At 67.7% G+C, this 16,662-nt stretch carries 13 protein-coding genes; 11 read left to right on the top strand and 2 right to left on the bottom strand.

Annotated elements, in window-relative coordinates:
* The first annotated feature begins 174 nt into the window (after positions 1–174).
* The 5 genes from AB0O24_RS17790 to AB0O24_RS17770 all read left to right on the top strand — a co-directional run bounded on the left by AB0O24_RS17790 (position 175) and on the right by AB0O24_RS17770 (position 7,226).
* A complete protein-coding gene (locus AB0O24_RS17790) occupies positions 175–1,389 on the top strand; it encodes an MFS transporter (protein WP_363376729.1) in 1,215 nt (404 codons plus the stop codon).
* A 140-nt stretch (positions 1,390–1,529) separates the two neighbouring features.
* Positions 1,530–3,776, top strand: a complete 2,247-nt coding sequence (treS, locus tag AB0O24_RS17785) for a maltose alpha-D-glucosyltransferase (RefSeq protein ID WP_363376731.1) — start codon at positions 1,530–1,532, stop codon at positions 3,774–3,776.
* Between the two features lie 46 nt (positions 3,777–3,822).
* Positions 3,823–4,371 (top strand): GIY-YIG nuclease family protein, encoded by a 549-nt coding sequence (locus AB0O24_RS17780; protein ID WP_363376728.1) that lies wholly within the window; start codon positions 3,823–3,825, stop codon positions 4,369–4,371.
* A gap of 81 nt (positions 4,372–4,452) precedes the next feature.
* Positions 4,453–6,087: a HAMP domain-containing sensor histidine kinase gene (locus AB0O24_RS17775; protein WP_363376726.1), complete on the top strand. Its 1,635-nt coding sequence runs from the start codon at positions 4,453–4,455 to the stop codon at positions 6,085–6,087.
* Positions 6,069–7,226, top strand: coding sequence for a diguanylate cyclase (locus AB0O24_RS17770; RefSeq protein WP_363376724.1), 1,158 nt, complete (start codon positions 6,069–6,071; stop codon positions 7,224–7,226). Before AB0O24_RS17775 ends, AB0O24_RS17770 begins: the two co-directional genes overlap by 19 nt.
* A 3-nt stretch (positions 7,227–7,229) precedes the next feature.
* On the opposite strand, the gene AB0O24_RS17765 is transcribed toward AB0O24_RS17770, so the two are convergent.
* Positions 7,230–7,598 carry a response regulator gene (locus tag AB0O24_RS17765; protein ID WP_363376722.1) on the bottom strand — a complete coding sequence of 123 codons (369 nt, stop codon included), beginning with the start codon at positions 7,596–7,598 and terminating at the stop codon, positions 7,230–7,232.
* Positions 7,599–7,699: 101 nt separating this feature from the next.
* Between AB0O24_RS17765 and coaE the strand changes: the two genes are divergently transcribed.
* The 3 genes from coaE to AB0O24_RS17750 all read left to right on the top strand — a co-directional run bounded on the left by coaE (position 7,700) and on the right by AB0O24_RS17750 (position 10,870).
* Entirely contained in the window at positions 7,700–8,302 is a 603-nt protein-coding gene (coaE, locus tag AB0O24_RS17760; protein ID WP_275801549.1) for a dephospho-CoA kinase, read from the top strand.
* 64 nt (positions 8,303–8,366) lie between these two features.
* Positions 8,367–10,436 (top strand): excinuclease ABC subunit UvrB, encoded by a 2,070-nt coding sequence (gene uvrB, locus AB0O24_RS17755; RefSeq protein ID WP_058596842.1) that lies wholly within the window; start codon positions 8,367–8,369, stop codon positions 10,434–10,436.
* A 14-nt stretch (positions 10,437–10,450) separates the two neighbouring features.
* Positions 10,451–10,870: a VOC family protein gene (locus tag AB0O24_RS17750; protein ID WP_363376720.1), complete on the top strand. Its 420-nt coding sequence runs from the start codon at positions 10,451–10,453 to the stop codon at positions 10,868–10,870.
* A gap of 45 nt (positions 10,871–10,915) precedes the next feature.
* On the opposite strand, the gene AB0O24_RS17745 is transcribed toward AB0O24_RS17750, so the two are convergent.
* Positions 10,916–11,152: a hypothetical protein gene (locus AB0O24_RS17745; protein ID WP_363376718.1), complete on the bottom strand. Its 237-nt coding sequence runs from the start codon at positions 11,150–11,152 to the stop codon at positions 10,916–10,918.
* A 36-nt stretch (positions 11,153–11,188) separates the two neighbouring features.
* Here AB0O24_RS17745 and AB0O24_RS17740 point away from each other — a divergent pair, with 36 nt between their 5' ends.
* From AB0O24_RS17740 to uvrC, 3 genes are all read left to right on the top strand, one after another.
* On the top strand, positions 11,189–11,617 hold the full coding sequence (locus tag AB0O24_RS17740) for a MarR family transcriptional regulator (protein ID WP_275801552.1): 429 nt from the start codon (positions 11,189–11,191) through the stop codon (positions 11,615–11,617).
* A 100-nt stretch (positions 11,618–11,717) separates the two neighbouring features.
* Positions 11,718–14,687, top strand: a complete 2,970-nt coding sequence (gene uvrA / locus AB0O24_RS17735; protein ID WP_363376717.1) for an excinuclease ABC subunit UvrA — start codon at positions 11,718–11,720, stop codon at positions 14,685–14,687.
* A gap of 3 nt (positions 14,688–14,690) precedes the next feature.
* The gene (gene uvrC, locus AB0O24_RS17730) at positions 14,691–16,634 is read left to right on the top strand and encodes an excinuclease ABC subunit UvrC (RefSeq protein WP_363376715.1); all 1,944 of its coding nucleotides are present in this window, start codon (positions 14,691–14,693) and stop codon (positions 16,632–16,634) included.
* Positions 16,635–16,662 lie beyond the last annotated feature (28 nt).

Genomic DNA, 16,662 nt, shown 5'->3' with positions numbered 1-16,662 from the left:
CACGCCTAAGCGTCGCGGACCATGCACAACCCCGTTTCACCGCGTGATCGCGCGGCTAGATCACCATCCCATCCACACGTTCTTGCCTATAACCCACGAGCGCCGACGCGCTCTCCGGTGACGGAGACCGCGTCGGCGCTTCGTCGTTCCCGGGGGGTGACTAGGGTCGAAGACGTGAGCGACTTTTCCGGCCATCAGCCCGGCAGTCGTGAGTATCGACGGCTCCTCCTGGGCCTGTTCTTCGGCGGCGTGGCCACCTTCGCGCAGCTCTACGCGACGCAGTCGGTTCTACCGGCGATCGCTCAAGATGTCGAGTCTGGTCCCGCCGGCGCCGCGCTGACCGTTTCGGCCGCGACGCTGGGACTTGCCGTTGCGGTCATCCCGTGGTCACTGGTCGCTGATCGAGTAGGTCGAGTTCCGGTCATGGCCCTCGGGCTCGTTGCGGCGACCGTTCTCGGGGCTGCGACCCCCTTCGCCCCGTCGCTCGACGTTCTTCTCGCCATACGCGTCCTCGAGGGTGCGGCCCTGGGGGCTGTGCCGGCGGTGGCCCTCGCCTACTTGAGCGAGGAGGTTTCTGCTCGACACGTCGCGGCAGCAGCGGGGTCATACATCGCGGGGACGACGGTCGGTGGCCTCTCAGGCCGGATCGTGGCGGGATGGATCGGCGAACTCGCGGGATGGCGGTGGGGGGTGGCATCCGTTGTCCTCTTCTGCGCGGGGGCGGCGGTCGTCTTCGTGACTCTGGTGCCGAAGGCGCGGGGGTTCGTACCGGGGCGGATGCGGTCGGAGAGGGGGCCGTCCGTGCGTCGGCGCATCGGGCTCAATCTGCGGTCTCGCGCGCAGCTCGCTCTCTACGCGCAGGGCTTTCTGCTGATGGGAGCTTTCGTCGCCGTCTACAACTACCTCGGCTTTCGGCTCTCCGAGCCGCCGTTCGACATCGCTCCGAGTCTCGTGACGCTGCTCTTCCTCGCGTACCTGGCGGGGACGGTGTCGTCTCCTCGTGCCGGGATGTTGGCGGTCCGACTCGGCCGTCTGCCGGTGCTGCTCGGCAGCATCGGTGTCATGGCGGCCGGGGCGGCGGTGATGTTTCTGCCGGTGGTGCCGGCGGTCATCGTCGGCCTGGTGGCATTCACCGCGGGCTTCTTCGGCGCGCACGCCGTGGCATCCGGATGGACACCCGTCGCGGCTGACCCGGGGGCTCGCGCGCAAGCGTCGTCGCTCTACTACCTCGGCTACTACGCCGGATCGAGTCTGTTCGGGTGGGTCCTGGGAGTGGTCTTCTCCGGAGCCGGATGGGCGATGTTCCTCGCCGTGGTTCTGGTGATGTGCGCGATCGCGGCGGGCGTCGCGGCTCTCACCCTCCGGGCCCACGCGACCGGCACGCGATGAAGAGAGAACACGAAACTTTGGCGTGACGCCGGTTCGAGGTCAATGCCCACGTCCGATCTCGGCGTGACCGACTAGCGTCGGATGTGACGTGAGGGAGGTTCCGAGTGGACGATGCGGACGAGCGCACCGTGGTGGATGACGTGACGGACGCCGAGGTGCAGGAAGCGACCGACGAAACGGTCGAGACCGCCGCGGAGATCAGTTACGACGAGCAGCGCTATCCGGCGCGTCCTCGCCGCCTCCGCCCGCGCGACCAGTTCCGCGGAGGCACACTGCGGCGGTTCCTGACCGACCCGCGCAACGCGAACGGTGGCAATCCCTCCTACGTCGAGTGGCTCGTCCGGCAGTCCATGCTGAAGGACGCGGACGTGCTCAGCCGTCAGCTGTCGGGGCAACCGTCCATGTGGCGCAATCCGTACGCTCGCCCGGATGCCCGCCGGGCGATCGAGTCGACGGACGTGTGGTTCACCGCCTACCCGATCTCACTGATCACGAGGCCGGGGGAGTCGTTCCTCGATGCGCTCGGTGATGAGGCGCTGTGGGAAGCGTTCGAGTGGGTCGGGATCAACGGCATCCACACTGGACCGGTCAAGCGCGCGGGCGGCATCACGGGGTGGCAGGAGACACCGAGCGTCGACGGCCACTTCGACCGCATCAGCACGCAGATCGATCCCGATTTCGGAGACGAGAACGCCTTCCGACGCGTTGCCGACGTGGCGGACGCACACGGCGGGAGCGTCATCGATGACATCGTCCCGGGCCACACCGGCAAGGGCGCCGACTTCCGGCTCGCGGAGATGGCGTACAAGGACTATCCGGGCATCTACCACATGGTCGAGATCCCCCGCGAGGACTGGGGTCTGCTCCCCGAGGTCCCCGCGGGTGGTGACTCGGTCAACCTCGACGCCGAGACCGAGCGGGAGCTCAGCAAGCGCGGATACATCATCGGCGAGTTGCAGCGCGTGATCTTCTATACGCCCGGGGTCAAGGAGACCAACTGGAGCGCGACCGCACCGGTGCTGGGAACCGACGGCATGGAGCGACGATGGGTGTACCTCCATTACTTCAAGGAGGGGCAGCCCTCCATCAACTGGCTGGACCCGACGTTCGCGGGAATGCGCCTCGTGATCGGTGACGCTCTCCACTCCCTCGGTGATCTCGGGACGAGCGCCCTTCGGCTCGACGCCAACGGCTTCCTCGGCGTCGAGAAGAGCGCTGAGGGTCTGCCCGCGTGGTCGGAGGGCCACCCGCTCTCGCACGCGGCGAACCACATCATCGCCGGGATGGTGCGCAAGGTCGGCGGCTTCACGTTCCAGGAGCTCAACCTCACGATCGAGGACATCCGAGACACGGCGGCTGTCGGTGCGGATCTCTCCTACGATTTCGTCACTCGGCCGGGATACCACCACGCATTGGCGACGGCGAACACCGAATTCCTGCGGCTGGCCCTCACGACATCCCTCGAGATCGGCGTGGAGCCGGCGCAGCTCGTGCACGGCATGCAGAACCACGACGAGCTGACCTATGAGCTCGTGCACTGGGCGACGACCCACCACGACACGGTGTATCCGTTCCGGCACGGCGAGGCGACCGGAGCCGAGATCGCGGAGACGGTTCGCGCGGAACTCACCGAGAAGCTCACCGTAAACGCGGACTACAACCTGGTCTTCACCCAGAACGGGATCGCCTGCACGACCGCCTCGCTCATCGCGGCGACGCAGGGACGCGCGACACTGGCGGAGATCACCGACGACGACGTCCCGGCGATCCGCGACGCTCATCTGCTCCTGGCCAAGTACAACTCGTGGCAGCCGGGGGTGTTCGCCCTGTCGGGCTGGGATCTCACGGGCTCCCTGACGCTTCCCGCCGACGACGTGCGTCATCTCATCGCGTCGGGCGACACGCGGTGGATAGAGCGTGGAGCGCACGACCTGCTCGATGTCGCACCGGATGCCAGCGGTTCCGCCTCGGGGATGCCGCGCGCCCGCTCCCTGTACGGCTCGTTGACCGCACAGCAGAACGACTCCTCGTCGTTCCTCTCCGGTCTGCGCGACGTGTTGAGGATCCGTACCGAGAACGGGATCGCGGTGGCATCCCAGGTGGACATCCCGCAGGTCGGTCACCCGAGCATGCTGGTCATGGTCCACCGTCTCGACGGGGGAGACCGTCGCCGCGAGGACGCTCCCTTGCAGATCACGGTTCTCAACTTCTCGGGTGAGACGATCGAGGGAACGGTACGGTCCGAGTGGCTGGTGCCCCAGAGCACGGCTGTCGACGCCGCCACGGGCGATGTCGTCGGTCGCGTCGACGAGCTACAGAGCTTCGCCCTCGAGCTCGCGCCCTACGCAGGACTCTTCCTGGTGATGGAGGATGCTCCCGCAGAGTGAGGATGCCGCCGGGAACGATGTCGGAGGCGACGTCTACGGTGAGGCCATGGCCTCCATCGTTTGCGTCGCCTCCGGCTGCGCGTCACCCGTCGAGGACGGGGCTCCGCTCGACCTCTGCGGTTGGCATCTCGCTGTGGCGGCGGACTGGGCGGGTTCACGCGATGGCGTCACCGACGTGCTGCCGTCGCCGTGCCGCCTCTGCGGCTCCCGGCTCGGTGTCCGGTGGCCGAGCGGATGGCTCTGCGCCGTCTGCGAATGGCGTGTCGGTGATGCGGTGGACGATGAGCTCCCCGCCCCACGCGTCGACGTCGTCTACTACCTCCGTTTCGAGGACCGGGTCAAGATCGGCACGACCTCGCAGCCTCGACATCGATTGCGAGCGATCTGGCACAACCAGCTGCTCGCGTTCGAGCGCGGCGACCGCCAGGTGGAACGTCGCAGGCACGAGCGGTTCGCGGACGAGCGTTTCGCGCGGACGGAGTGGTTCCGGCTGAGCGATGCCCTCTCATCTCACATCGACGAGCTGCGCGCCGGCGTCGACGACCCGTGGTCGCTGTTCGCACGGTGGGTGAGCGAAGCCACCGCGCGCCGCTGAGCGGTGGAACAGCATCGCCGGCGACCCGCCGTGCCGTCAGGAGGCGCGCGCGGGGTCGATGTGCGCGCTATGGTCAGGGCCATGCCGGGCACGTCACTCACCGAGCGACTCGGGATCCACCGAAGCATCCTCTCCAATCAGGCGCTTCTTCTTGCGGCGACCCTTCTCCTGGTGGTCTCGTCCTCGGTGCTCGGCCAGGTGCGCGACGTCGGGCTCTTCACCGTCTGCGTAACGGTGATCTTCGGGGGAGCCATCCTCGCGATCCTCGCCCCGTGGCGATCGCTGCCCTCGTGGGCTCTCGGGCTCGTGCCGGTCATCGACATGATCGCGATCGCCGCCCTGCGTGAGAGTGCTCCCCTCGCCGGTGTCGGTCTGCTCTGGGCCTTCCCCGCCATCTGGATCGGATCGACCTTCGGGGTCGGGGGAGTCGTCGCCGTTCTCATCGGCGTCTCCGCGATCGTTCTGTTCCAGCTCGTCAACGACGACGAACAACGCCTTACAGCGGCGACGTTCGTCTTGCCCTTCTCCGTCGTGGCGCTGTCGGCCCTGGCACACGCGACGGCGCGTCGGGCACGAGCGCAACGCGCCCTGCTCGAGAAGCAGTCGGCCGAGCTTCGTCGCTCCGTCGAGCGGGCGCGGCGGCAGGAAGACCTCGTCACCGAGGTGCTCGACGCCGTGGACTTCGGTGTCATCCGCGTCACCCGCGAGGGCGACCTCGCCGTGACGAACGAAGCTCACGCTCGGCTGCAAGCCACCGTGGACGTTCTGGGCGAGCCGATCGCGGCCTACGCTGCGGACGGCACCACCCCTGTCCCGCCGAACGAGACCCCCCTGGCCCGAGCGCGCGCCGGAGAACTGTTCGAGGGCGAGCTCGTCTGGTTCGGTGCGCCGGGACAGGACCGGCGTGCGTTGAGCGTCACGGCGCGACGACTGTCCTCGGGGACGGACGCGGATGAGAGCACGATCGTGGTCTCACGGGACGTGACGGCCGAGGAGCAGGCGCTGCGAGCGCGCGACGATCTCGTCGCCAGCGTCTCGCACGAACTCCGTACCCCGCTCACCTCGATCATCGGCTACCTCGATCTCGCTCTCGACGACCCCGGTATCGACGCGGAAACGCGCGATCGTCTGGAGGTCGCTGAGCGCAACGCCACGCGTTTGAGGGAGCTGGTCGCCGACATCCTGGCGATGTCCGCCTCCTCTCGCCAAGGTGCGGAGTTCGATCTCATTCCCGTGGACACCGACATCGCGACGATCGTTCGTGCGGCGGTGGAGTCCCAGCAGCCACGCGCGGCGGATCATGGCATCCGGATCGATTCGTCCGGGGTGAGACCCGGGATCGCGCACGTCGATCCGCGACGCTTGCGTCAGGTCGTCGACAACCTCTTGTCGAACGCCATCAAGTACAACGTCCGCGGAGGGACGGTTACGGTCGCCGTGGAAATCGGCGCCACGTCCGTGCAGATCGCGGTCGCCGATGACGGGCCGGGAATCTCGCGGTCCGAGCAGGGGAGAGTCTTCGATCGCTTCTTCCGCGGCGATGCAGTGCGGAACTCGTCCACTCACGGCAGCGGGCTGGGGCTGGCGATCAGCCGCGACATCGTCCGCGCGCATGGAGGCGAGATCACGGTGAGCTCGGCCCTCGGCAGCGGCTCGACCTTCATCGTGCGCCTGCCGCGCAAGCAGGGGAGCGCGACATGTTCCTCGATTCGGTGACTCTCCAAGTCGCTGCATTCCTCGTCATCCTCATCTCGGCGGTGATGTACGTCCTGGACACGCTCATGCTGAAAGACGGCAGCCCGGGCAGGTACTGGTCGGCCGCCTACCTGAGCGGCTGTCTCTCGGCCCTGTGCTACCTCATCGGGCTCGTCCTGCCCGGCGCATACATCGCCGTCGCGATCGGCAACGGGGTGTTCGTCGGGGCCACGGGGTTCATCTGGCTGGGTTGTCTTTCGTTCAACGGGCGGCCGATGCGCGTGCCCGTGATCGTCTGGGCTGCGGCGGTCGTGGCGGTGGCGGTCGCCGCCCTCGCGGCGGGTCCGGATGGGGGAACCTGGGCCGGCTCGGTGCCGTTCTTCCTGGGGAATGCGCTGTTCGGTGCGCTCGGTGCCATCGAGACCCGGCGCGGGGCCGTCCGTGGACGGTGGAGCGCCGGGGGACTGACCGTGATCATGGCGATCGAGTCGGTCTGGTTCGCGGCGCGGGCCGTGGTCTTCATCGCTCTCGGACCGGACAGTGCCCTTTTCCGTGCCGTCTTCGACACGCGCGTGGCGTCGCTCCTAACCATCGTCCTCGTCGTCGCGGCCGTCATCGTGACATCGACCCTGCGGTCGAGCGAATCGGCCTTCCGCGGTCATGTCGCCGCTCGAAACCTGACGGTCGACGGTGACGGCATCCTGTTCCGCGATTCGTTCCGCGGGGCCTTGGGCATCCTGCTGACGCGGGCGCGTGCGGCGGAGGAGGATCCGTGCGTCGTCTGCCTGCGAATCGACGACCTCCGGCGCGTGGCCATGGCGTTCGGCCCCGAAGAAGCGGACGCCATTCTCCGCGCGTTTCGCGCGGCCGCCCGACGGCATGCTCCGACGATGGCCCTGGTTGGGGAGACGGACACGACCGGGATCACGGTGGCTTTCATCACGACGAGCGTCACCGACGTGAGCCGCGTTGCACGGTCGCTTCGCGATCGCGTCGTGGCCGATGTCGCGGCTCTCCAGACATCCGTCGCTCCCGTCGTGGGTGCGGGCGTCGCCCTCGCCGGCCAGGTCGGATTCGACGCCGAGCGGCTCATCGAAGCGGCGGATGCGGCGGCAGCGGAGGCGGTCCTGACGGGGCGGCAGCCGTTCGGGCTCGCCTGAGAGTCAATCGCCTTCGACGAGCATCCGCACGCGTTCGCGGAGCTCGCGAGGACGGAACGGCTTGGTGAGGTAATCGTCCGCGCCGGCGTCGCGGCCCTCCCGCTCCTCCGTCTCGTCGGCCCGGGCGCTCACCATGAGAATGCGCGTGTTGCTGAATCCACGGATGCGCCGCGCCGTTTCGAAGCCGTCAATACCCGGCATGCTGACGTCGAGGGTCGTCACCGCGGGGTCGTGACGAGCGACCAGCTCGATGCCGTCCAAGCCGCTGGACGCCGCGTGCACCACGTACCCCGCCTGCTCGAGGACAGCGACGACCAGCGACCGGATATCGGCATCATCTTCGATGACGACCGCGAGCATCGAGTTCGGCATGATCGGACTTCCGCGGGGTGGGGCGAGAAAGCCACTGCGCGGCTCCCCTCGAAATGCTAGACCACCGTTCGTGCTCGGCGGGTGTGTGGCATCCTCGACAGGTGCCCCTCCTCGCTCTCACCGGCGGCATCGCGTCGGGAAAATCGACCGTCGCCGCCATGCTCCGAGACCGCGGAGCTGTCGTCGTGGATGCCGACGCCATCGTGCGCGACGTGCAGGCCCCCGGGTCGCCCGTTCTCGCGTCGATCGTCGACGAGTTCGGCTCCGCCGTCCTGTCGGCCGACGGACAGCTCGACCGGCCGGCTCTGGGGGCGCTCGTGTTCGGTCATCCCGAGCGCCTCGCGGCACTGAACACGCTCGTCCACCCCGCTGTCCGACGCGAGTCGGAGCGGAGGTTCCGCGACGCTCTGGCGGCGGATCCTGCGGCGGTCGTCGTCTACGACGTCCCGCTGCTCGCCGAAGCGCGCGGCGGCGACTCGTGGGACCTGGTGGTCGTGACGCACGCGCCCGAGGAGCTTCGCGTCCGACGCCTCGTCGAGAATCGCGGGCTGAGCGAGGACGACGCCCGGGCGAGGATCAGGTCTCAGGTATCCGATGAGGATCGACTCGCGCTCGCGGATGTCGTGATCGACACGACCGCGGATGTGGCGGACACCCGGCGTCAGGTCGACGACCTCTGGCAGCGGATCGTGCCCTCGCACTGACGGCGTTCGTGGTGGGCGAACGCAAGCCGCCCCCGATGTCGGAGGCCCCGCCTACGCTGGAATCATGCAGGCCACGCGATCCGTTCGTCCCTTCGAGGTCATCAGCGAGTACAGCCCCTCCGGCGACCAGCCGCAGGCGATCGCCGACCTCGCCGCGCGCATCAACGCCGGTGAGACCGACGTCGTGCTCCTCGGCGCCACCGGCACCGGCAAGTCCGCTACGACCGCCTGGCTGGTGGAGCAGGTCCAGCGTCCGACACTCGTCCTGGCGCACAACAAGACCCTCGCGGCGCAGTTGGCGAACGAATTCCGCGAGCTTCTGCCGAACAACGCGGTCGAGTACTTCGTCTCGTACTACGACTACTACCAGCCAGAGGCGTACGTCCCCCAGACCGATACGTTCATCGAGAAGGACTCGTCGATCAACGCCGAGGTCGAGCGCCTGCGTCACTCGACGACGAATTCGCTCCTGTCGCGCCGCGACGTGGTGGTCGTGTCGACGGTGTCGTGCATCTACGGCCTGGGTGCGCCCGAAGAGTATCTGCGCGCGATGGTGGCTCTGCAGGTGGGGGAGCGTTACGACCGCGACGCGCTCATCCGCAAGTTCATCTCGATGCAGTACAACCGCAACGACGTCGATTTCTCGCGAGGCAATTTCCGCGTGCGCGGCGACACGATCGAGATCATCCCGGTGTACGAGGAGTACGCCATCCGTATCGAGATGTTCGGCGACGAGATCGAGGCGCTCTACACGCTGCACCCGCTGACGGGCGACGTCATCGAGAAGATGGATTCCGTCCCGATCTTCCCTGCGTCTCACTACGTCGCCGGCACGGAGACGGTCCAGCGCGCGATCGGCACCATCGAGCACGAGCTCGAAGAGCGTCTGAAAGAGTTCGAGTCGCAGGGCAAGCTGCTGGAGGCGCAGCGACTGCGCATGCGCACGACCTTCGACCTCGAGATGCTGCAGCAGCTCGGCTTCTGCTCCGGTATCGAGAACTACTCGCGGCACATGGACGGCCGCGTGGCGGGCGAGCCGCCGCACACGCTGCTCGACTTCTTCCCCGACGACTTCCTGCTCGTGATCGATGAGTCCCACGTGACGGTTCCCCAAATCGGTGCCATGTACGAGGGCGACGCGTCCCGGAAGCGCACCCTCGTCGAGCACGGGTTCCGGCTCCCGAGCGCGATGGACAATCGGCCCCTCCGCTGGGACGAGTTCAAAGAGCGCGTCGGACAGACCGTCTACCTCTCGGCGACGCCGGGGCGCTATGAGATGGGAATCGCCGACGGGGTGGTCGAGCAGATCATCCGACCGACCGGCCTCGTCGACCCCGAGATCATCGTCAAGCCGTCGAAGGGACAGATCGACGATCTCCTCGAAGAGATCCGTGTCCGGGTCGAACGAGACGAGCGCATCCTCGTCACGACACTGACGAAGAAGATGGCTGAGGAGCTCACCGACTTCCTCGGCGAGCACGGTGTCCGCGTCCGGTACCTGCACTCCGATGTCGACACCCTCCGCCGCGTGGAGCTTCTCACCGAGCTCCGCGCCGGTGTGTACGACGTGCTCGTCGGCATCAACCTCCTCCGTGAGGGTCTCGACCTTCCCGAGGTCTCGCTCGTCGCGATCCTCGACGCCGACAAGGAAGGCTTCCTGCGCAGCGGAACGTCGCTCATCCAGACCATCGGGCGCGCGGCCCGCAATGTGTCGGGCGAGGTGCACATGTACGCCGATAAGATCACCGATTCGATGCGCAACGCGATCGACGAAACCGAGCGCCGCCGCGAGAAGCAGATCGCCTACAACAAAGAGCACGGGATCGATCCCCAGCCTCTGCGCAAGAAGATCGCCGACATCACCGAGGTCCTGAACCGTGAGGCGACCGACACCAAGAAGCTCCTGTCGCGCAACGACAAGGGCGCCAAGGGCAAGTCGCCGACGCCGCAGCTCCGACGCACGGGTATCGCCGCCGAAGGGGCGGATCAGCTCGAGTCCACGATCGCTGACCTGACGCAGCAGATGCTCGCCGCCGCCGCCGAGCTGAAGTTCGAGCTTGCCGGGCGGCTGCGTGACGAGGTGCAGGATCTCAAGAAGGAGCTCCGAGCGATGGAGCGGGCCGGACACGCCTGATCCGGAGGATCGGTATGCAGCAGCGCATGACCCTCGTGACGCTCGGCGTCGGCGACCTCGACCGGGCCATCTCCTTCTACTCGCATCTCGGGTGGGCGCCGCACGAGACGTCGGTCGAGGGCGAGGTGGCGTTCTTCGACCTCGGGGGAATGATGCTCGCCCTGTGGGATCGGAGGAAGCTCGCCGACGACTCCGGTGTTCCGGACGGAGGAGGTTGGGGCGGCGTGACGCTCGCGCACAACGTCCGCGCCAGCGAAGAGGTCGATGCGATCCTCGGAGCTGCGGTCGCGGTGGGGGCGAGGCTCGCCCGGGCGGGGGCGGCGACACCCTGGGGCGGTTACTCCGGGGTCTTCGTCGACCCCGACGGCCATCCGTGGGAGGTTGCCGTCAACCCCGGCTGGCCGCTCGATGAGGACGGTCGTCCCCGGCTCTGACCAGCGGCTGTCGAGCGGCCGGTGCTCTGCCGACCCGCGAACCCCTCAAGGGCAGTGGAGGAGGGGCTTCGGCCCGGTCCGATCGACGGAGTGCTCCGCCATGGCGTGTCCGCAGAGCGGGCAGGGACGTCCGCTGCGGACAGGCTCCGGGTCGGTGTCGTAGGGGCCAACGGATGCCGGACCGGCAACGCGGATCAGGCGAGAGTTGATGTACTGGTACCAGCCGCCGGCTTCGCGCACGCGGTCGCGCAACGGCGGCCGATCGGCATCCTTTCGTGTCATGATTATTAGTGTACTAACTATTTTGAGAGAGGGCGCATGGACGATCTGCTCAAGCTGGAGAATCAGGTGTGCTTCGCGCTGGTCACCGCTGCGCGCAACGTGGTGTCGATCTATCGCCCGGTGCTCGAGCCCCTGGGCCTGACGCACCCCCAGTACCTCGTGATGCTGGCACTGTGGGAGGAGGCTCCGCGATCGCTCGGCGCCCTGGCGGCGGAGCTGGCGATGGAACCGGCCACCCTGTCGCCGTTGGTGAAGCGCCTGGAGGCGCAAGGGCGGGTGGTACGCACCCGCCGTGCCGACGACGAGCGGATGCTCGACATCGCCCTCACGGAGGAGGGTGCGGCGCTGCGCGCCGCGGCGCTCGAGGTGCCCGGAAAGATCATGGCGCGCGTCGGCATCGACGAACACGCGCTCGTTGCTCTCCGTGACGGGCTGGCGCCATTCGCCGGTCGGCCCCGCGACTGACATCGATCTCGAGGGGCCCGCCAGGGCGAGAACCTTCGCACATCCGTGCGCCCCGGGCGAACCCGGGACCGATGTCGGAGGCCCGACCTAGACTTAACAGGTGCCCATCGTTCCCGTCGTACCCGCCCCGTCCTCGGCCCCTTCCGGCTCCAGCGGAAAGCTCAGCGTCCGTGGCGCTCGCGTCCACAACCTGAAGGACGTCGACCTCGACATCCCCCGTGATTCGCTCGTCGTCTTCACCGGCCTTTCGGGTTCGGGCAAGTCGAGCCTCGCGTTCGACACGATCTTCGCCGAGGGCCAGCGTCGCTACGTCGAGTCGCTGAGCGCGTACGCGCGCCAGTTCCTCGGACAGGTCGATCGCCCCGACGTCGACTTCATCGAAGGGCTCAGCCCCGCAGTCTCGATCGACCAGAAGTCGACCAACCGCAACCCCCGGTCGACGGTCGGCACGATCACCGAGATCCACGACTACATGCGCCTCCTGTGGGCGCGCATCGGTGTGCCGCACTGTCCCGAGTGCGGTGCGCGGATCCAGCGGCAGACCGTCCAGCAGATCGCCGACCAGCTCATGGAACTGCCGGAGCGCACTCGCTATCAGATCGTCGCTCCCGTCGTGACGCAGAAGAAGGGCGAGTTCGTCGACCTGTTCAAGGAGCTGAGCGCGAAGGGCTACGCGCGCGCCGTGGTCGACGGCGAGCTCGTCCAGCTCTCCGAGCCGCCCACGCTGAAGAAGAGCTACAAGCACGACATCGCCGTGGTGGTCGACCGGCTGGTGGCATCCGGTGACAACCTCAGCCGGGTGACCGACTCGGTCGAGACCGCCATGGGCCTTGCCGGCGGCATCATGCAGGTGAACTTCGTCGACGAAGAGGGCGACGACGCCTGGCAGTCGTTCTCCGAGAAGCTCGCGTGTCCGAACGGGCACCCGCTGCAGCTCACCGAGATCGAGCCGCGTACCTTCTCATTCAACGCTCCGTTCGGCGCGTGTCCCGTGTGCTCGGGCCTCGGCACGCGCATGTCGGTCGATGTCGACCTGATGCTGGGCGACGAAGAGCTGTCGATCCGCGACGGTGCGATCCTGCCGTGGACCACGCAGGGCAAGGGCCTGTTCCAGTACTACGAGCGGCTGCTCGAGGGTCTCGCCCGCGACCTGGACTTCTCGCTCGACACTCCGTGGAAAGACCTCTCGCACGACGTGCAGCAGGCGGTGCTGCGCGGAGAGAACTACAAGGTCACGGTCAAGTGGAAGAACCGCTACGGCCGCGAGATGCGTTACTCGTCCGGCTTCGAGGGCGTCGTCCCCTACATCGAGCGTCAGTATCTCCAGGCCGAGTCCGACGCGCAGCGCCAGCGGTGGTCGGAGTACCTTCGCGAGGTGCCGTGTGCGGTGTGCGACGGCGACCGCCTGAAGCCCGAGGTGCTCGCGGTGCTCGTCGACAACACGTCGATCGCGGCAGCGTCGCGTATGAGCCTGGCCGACGCGCGCGAGTTCTTCTCGAAGCTTACGCTGACCGACCGCGAGGCGACCATCGCCGCGGCGGTGCTGCGCGAGATCCGCGCGCGCCTCGACTTCCTGCTGCAGGTAGGCCTCAACTACCTCAGCCTCGGTCGCGCCGCCGGCACCCTGTCGGGCGGTGAGGCGCAGCGCATCCGCCTCGCCACGCAGATCGGCTCCGGCTTGACCGGCGTGCTCTACGTGCTCGACGAGCCCTCGATCGGTCTGCACCAGCGTGACAACCGTCGCCTCATCCAGACGCTCGAGACCTTGCGCGACCTCGGCAACACGCTGATCGTCGTCGAGCACGACGAAGAGACCATCCACGCGGCCGACTGGGTCGTCGACATCGGCCCTCGGGCCGGGGTCGATGGAGGAAACGTCGTGCATTCCGGGCCGCTCGCCGAGCTCCTGGACGACGAGCGGTCCCTCACCGGCGCGTACCTCTCGGGCCGCCGCGCGATCGAGGCGCCGAAGAAGCGGCGCAAGATCGACAAGAAGCGTCAGGTCACCGTCGTGGGTGCCCGCGAGAACAACCTGCAGAACGTCACGGTCGACTTCCCCCTTGGGGTGCTGACGTCGGTGACCGGCGTGAGCGGTTCCGGCAAATCGACGCTGGTGAACGGCATCCTGTACGAGGTCCTCGCCTCAAAGCTCAACGGGGCACGCCGCGTACCGGGTAAGCACACCCGCGTCACGGGTCTCGACAACCTCGACAAGGTCGTTCACGTCGACCAGGCGCCGATCGGTCGCACCCCGCGCTCGAACCCGGCCACCTATACGGGTGTGTTCGACCGTATCCGGAGCCTGTTCGCCGAGACGCCCGAGGCGAAGGTGCGCGGCTATCAGGCCGGGCGCTTCAGCTTCAACGTCAAGGGCGGTCGCTGCGAGGCCTGTTCGGGTGACGGCACGCTGAAGATCGAGATGAACTTCCTTCCCGACGTCTACGTCGACTGCGAGGTGTGCCACGGCAAGCGGTACAACCGCGACACGCTCTCGGTGCACTACAAGGGCAAGAACATCGCCGAGGTGCTCGAGATGCCGATCTCGGAGGCCGCGGAGTTCTTCGAGCCCATCCAGGCGATCCACCGTTACCTCAAGACCCTCGTCGACGTCGGCCTGGGGTACGTGCGTCTGGGACAGTCGGCGACGACGCTGTCGGGCGGCGAGGCGCAGCGCGTCAAGCTCGCCACCGAACTCCAGCGTCGCAGCAACGGGCGATCGATCTACGTGCTCGACGAGCCGACCACGGGTCTGCACTTCGAAGACGTCTCGCTGCTGTTGAAGGTGTTGAACGGACTCGTCGACAAGGGCAACACGGTCATCGTCATCGAGCACAACCTCGACGTCATCAAGAGCAGCGACTGGGTGATCGATCTCGGTCCCGAGGGCGGTGCAGGCGGAGGCACGATCGTCGCGACCGGCACGCCCGAGCAGGTCGCCAAGGTCGAGGCGAGTCACACGGGGGCCTTCCTGGCCGAGCTCCTCGAGACCGGACGCACGGGCACGCAGCGCAACACGGCGGCGCCGGCCGACCGCGCCCGGGAGCCGGAGCTGGCCGGCCAGGGGGCCTGAGCCGTGGCATCCCGAGAACGGGTGTCGCACCTGCCGTACCGGCCGAAGCCGGGCGAGATCCCCACGAACCCGGGGGTCTACCGATTCCGCGATGCCGAGGGGAGAGTGCTCTACGTCGGCAAGGCCAAGAACCTCCGGGCGCGCCTGTCGAACTACTTCGCCCCCCTGCATTCGCTGCACGAGCGCACGCGCCGCATGGTGACCACCGCGGCGAGCGTGGAGTGGACGGTCGTCCCGAGCGACGTCGACTCGCTCCAGCTCGAGTACATGTGGATCAAGGAGTTCGATCCGCCGTTCAACGTGAGGTACAAGGACGACAAGTCGTACCCCTACATGGCGATCACCCTCGCCGATGAGGCCCCTCGCGTCATCGTGACGCGCAATCACAAGATCCGCGGGGCCAAGTACTTCGGGCCGTACCCGAAGGTGTGGGCCGTCCACGACACCATCGACCTGATGATCAAGGTCTTCCCGATCCGCACGTGCAGCGACTCGTCGTACAAGAAGGCGATGCAGTCGGGACGGCCGTGCTTCCCCGGGCAGATCGGGCGTTGCGGCGGACCCTGCTCGATGAAGGTGACGATCGAAGAGCACCGCGCGATCGTCGACGACTTCGTCGCCTTCATGTCGGGCGGCGATCAGCGCTTCGCCAAGCAGCTGACCGCCCGCATGAAGGAGGCGTCCGCGGCGATGGACTACGAGTCGGCCGCTCTGTACCGCGACCGCCTGCAGGCAATCGAGGCCGTGCTCGGCAAGAGTGCCCTCGTGCTGGCATCCGACACCGACGCCGACCTGTTCGGTATCGCCGAGGACGAGCTCGCGGCGACCGTGCAGCACTTCGTCGTCCGGGGAGGCCGCGTGCGCGGCGTCCGCGCGACGACGATCGAGAAAGAGATCGACATCTCGGGTGCCGACCTCGTCGACCAGGTGCTGCAGCGCACCTATGGAGATGCGGATGCCACCGACATCCCGCGCCAAGTGCTCGTGCCCGAGCTGCCCGACGATGCCCCGCAGCTCGAGGCGTGGCTCCGGGAGCGTCGTGGTCGCCCGGTCACGCTGCAGGTCGCGCAGCGCGGACGCAAGGCCGAGCTCCTGAAGACCGCGACGCTGAACGCGCAGCAGGCGCTCATGCTGCACAAGACCCGGCGGACCAGTGACTACGTGGCTCGATCGCAGGCCCTCACCGACCTCCAGGAGGCGCTCGGGCTCACCGAGGCGCCGCTGCGCATCGAGTGCTTCGACGTCTCGCACCTCTCCGGCACGAATGTCGTGGCATCCATGGTCGTGTTCGAGGACGGCCTCCCGCGCAAGGATCAGTACCGGTCCTTCGGGGTGGCAGAGACGACGGACGACACCGATTCGATGTACCAGGTGCTCAGCCGACGGCTCGCCTACCTCGACCGGCCCGAAGAGAACGAGCCCGAGACGATCGGGGGAGCGATCGTCGCCGCTCCGGACTCTGCGGAAGCGACCGCCGACGGCGAGGTGGTCACGGCGCGCAAGCGACCGCGCTTCGCTTATCGGCCCCAGCTGCTGGTGGTCGACGGCGGGCAGCCGCAGGTCGCCGCCGCCGCACGGGCGCTCGCCGATGCGGGACACGAAGAGATCGCGCTCTGCGGCATCGCGAAACGCCTCGAAGAGGTCTGGCTGCCCGGGGAGGAGTACCCGGTGATCCTGCCGCGCACGTCGGAGGCGCTGTACCTGCTGCAGCGCCTGCGCGACGAGGCGCACCGGTTCGCCATCGTCCACCAGCGCAAACGGCGTAAGCGCGACATCACGAGCGTGCTGGCCGAGGTCCCCGGTCTCGGCGACATCAGGATCAAGGCACTGCTTCGGCATTTCGGCTCGGTCACGGCTCTCAAGAACGCCACGCCCGACGAGATCACGGCGCTTCCCGGTATCGGTCCGGCTCTGGCCGAGGCGATCCACGCGCACCTGTCTCGATAGGCTGGATACGACGACGGGAGGCGACCGC

Source organism: Microbacterium sp. NPDC086615 (assembly GCF_040686055.1).
Taxonomy (GTDB): domain Bacteria; phylum Actinomycetota; class Actinomycetes; order Actinomycetales; family Microbacteriaceae; genus Microbacterium.
The sequence above is the reverse complement of the archived record's forward strand: the minus strand, read 5'-3'. Positions and strand labels throughout refer to the sequence as shown.

Bases quoted from the DNA above. Each gene is read 5' to 3' on its own strand.
- AB0O24_RS17745 (WP_363376718.1), bottom strand. From the start codon at position 11,152: ATGACACGAAAGGATGCCGATCGGCCGCCGTTGCGCGACCGCGTGCGC.
- AB0O24_RS17770 (WP_363376724.1), top strand. From the start codon at position 6,069: ATGTTCCTCGATTCGGTGACTCTCCAAGTCGCTGCATTCCTCGTCATC.
- AB0O24_RS17750 (WP_363376720.1), top strand. From the start codon at position 10,451: ATGCAGCAGCGCATGACCCTCGTGACGCTCGGCGTCGGCGACCTCGAC.
- AB0O24_RS17775 (WP_363376726.1), top strand. From the start codon at position 4,453: ATGCCGGGCACGTCACTCACCGAGCGACTCGGGATCCACCGAAGCATC.
- uvrB (WP_058596842.1), top strand. From the start codon at position 8,367: ATGCAGGCCACGCGATCCGTTCGTCCCTTCGAGGTCATCAGCGAGTAC.
- AB0O24_RS17740 (WP_275801552.1), top strand. From the start codon at position 11,189: ATGGACGATCTGCTCAAGCTGGAGAATCAGGTGTGCTTCGCGCTGGTC.
- AB0O24_RS17780 (WP_363376728.1), top strand. From the start codon at position 3,823: ATGGCCTCCATCGTTTGCGTCGCCTCCGGCTGCGCGTCACCCGTCGAG.
- AB0O24_RS17765 (WP_363376722.1), bottom strand. From the start codon at position 7,598: ATGCCGAACTCGATGCTCGCGGTCGTCATCGAAGATGATGCCGATATC.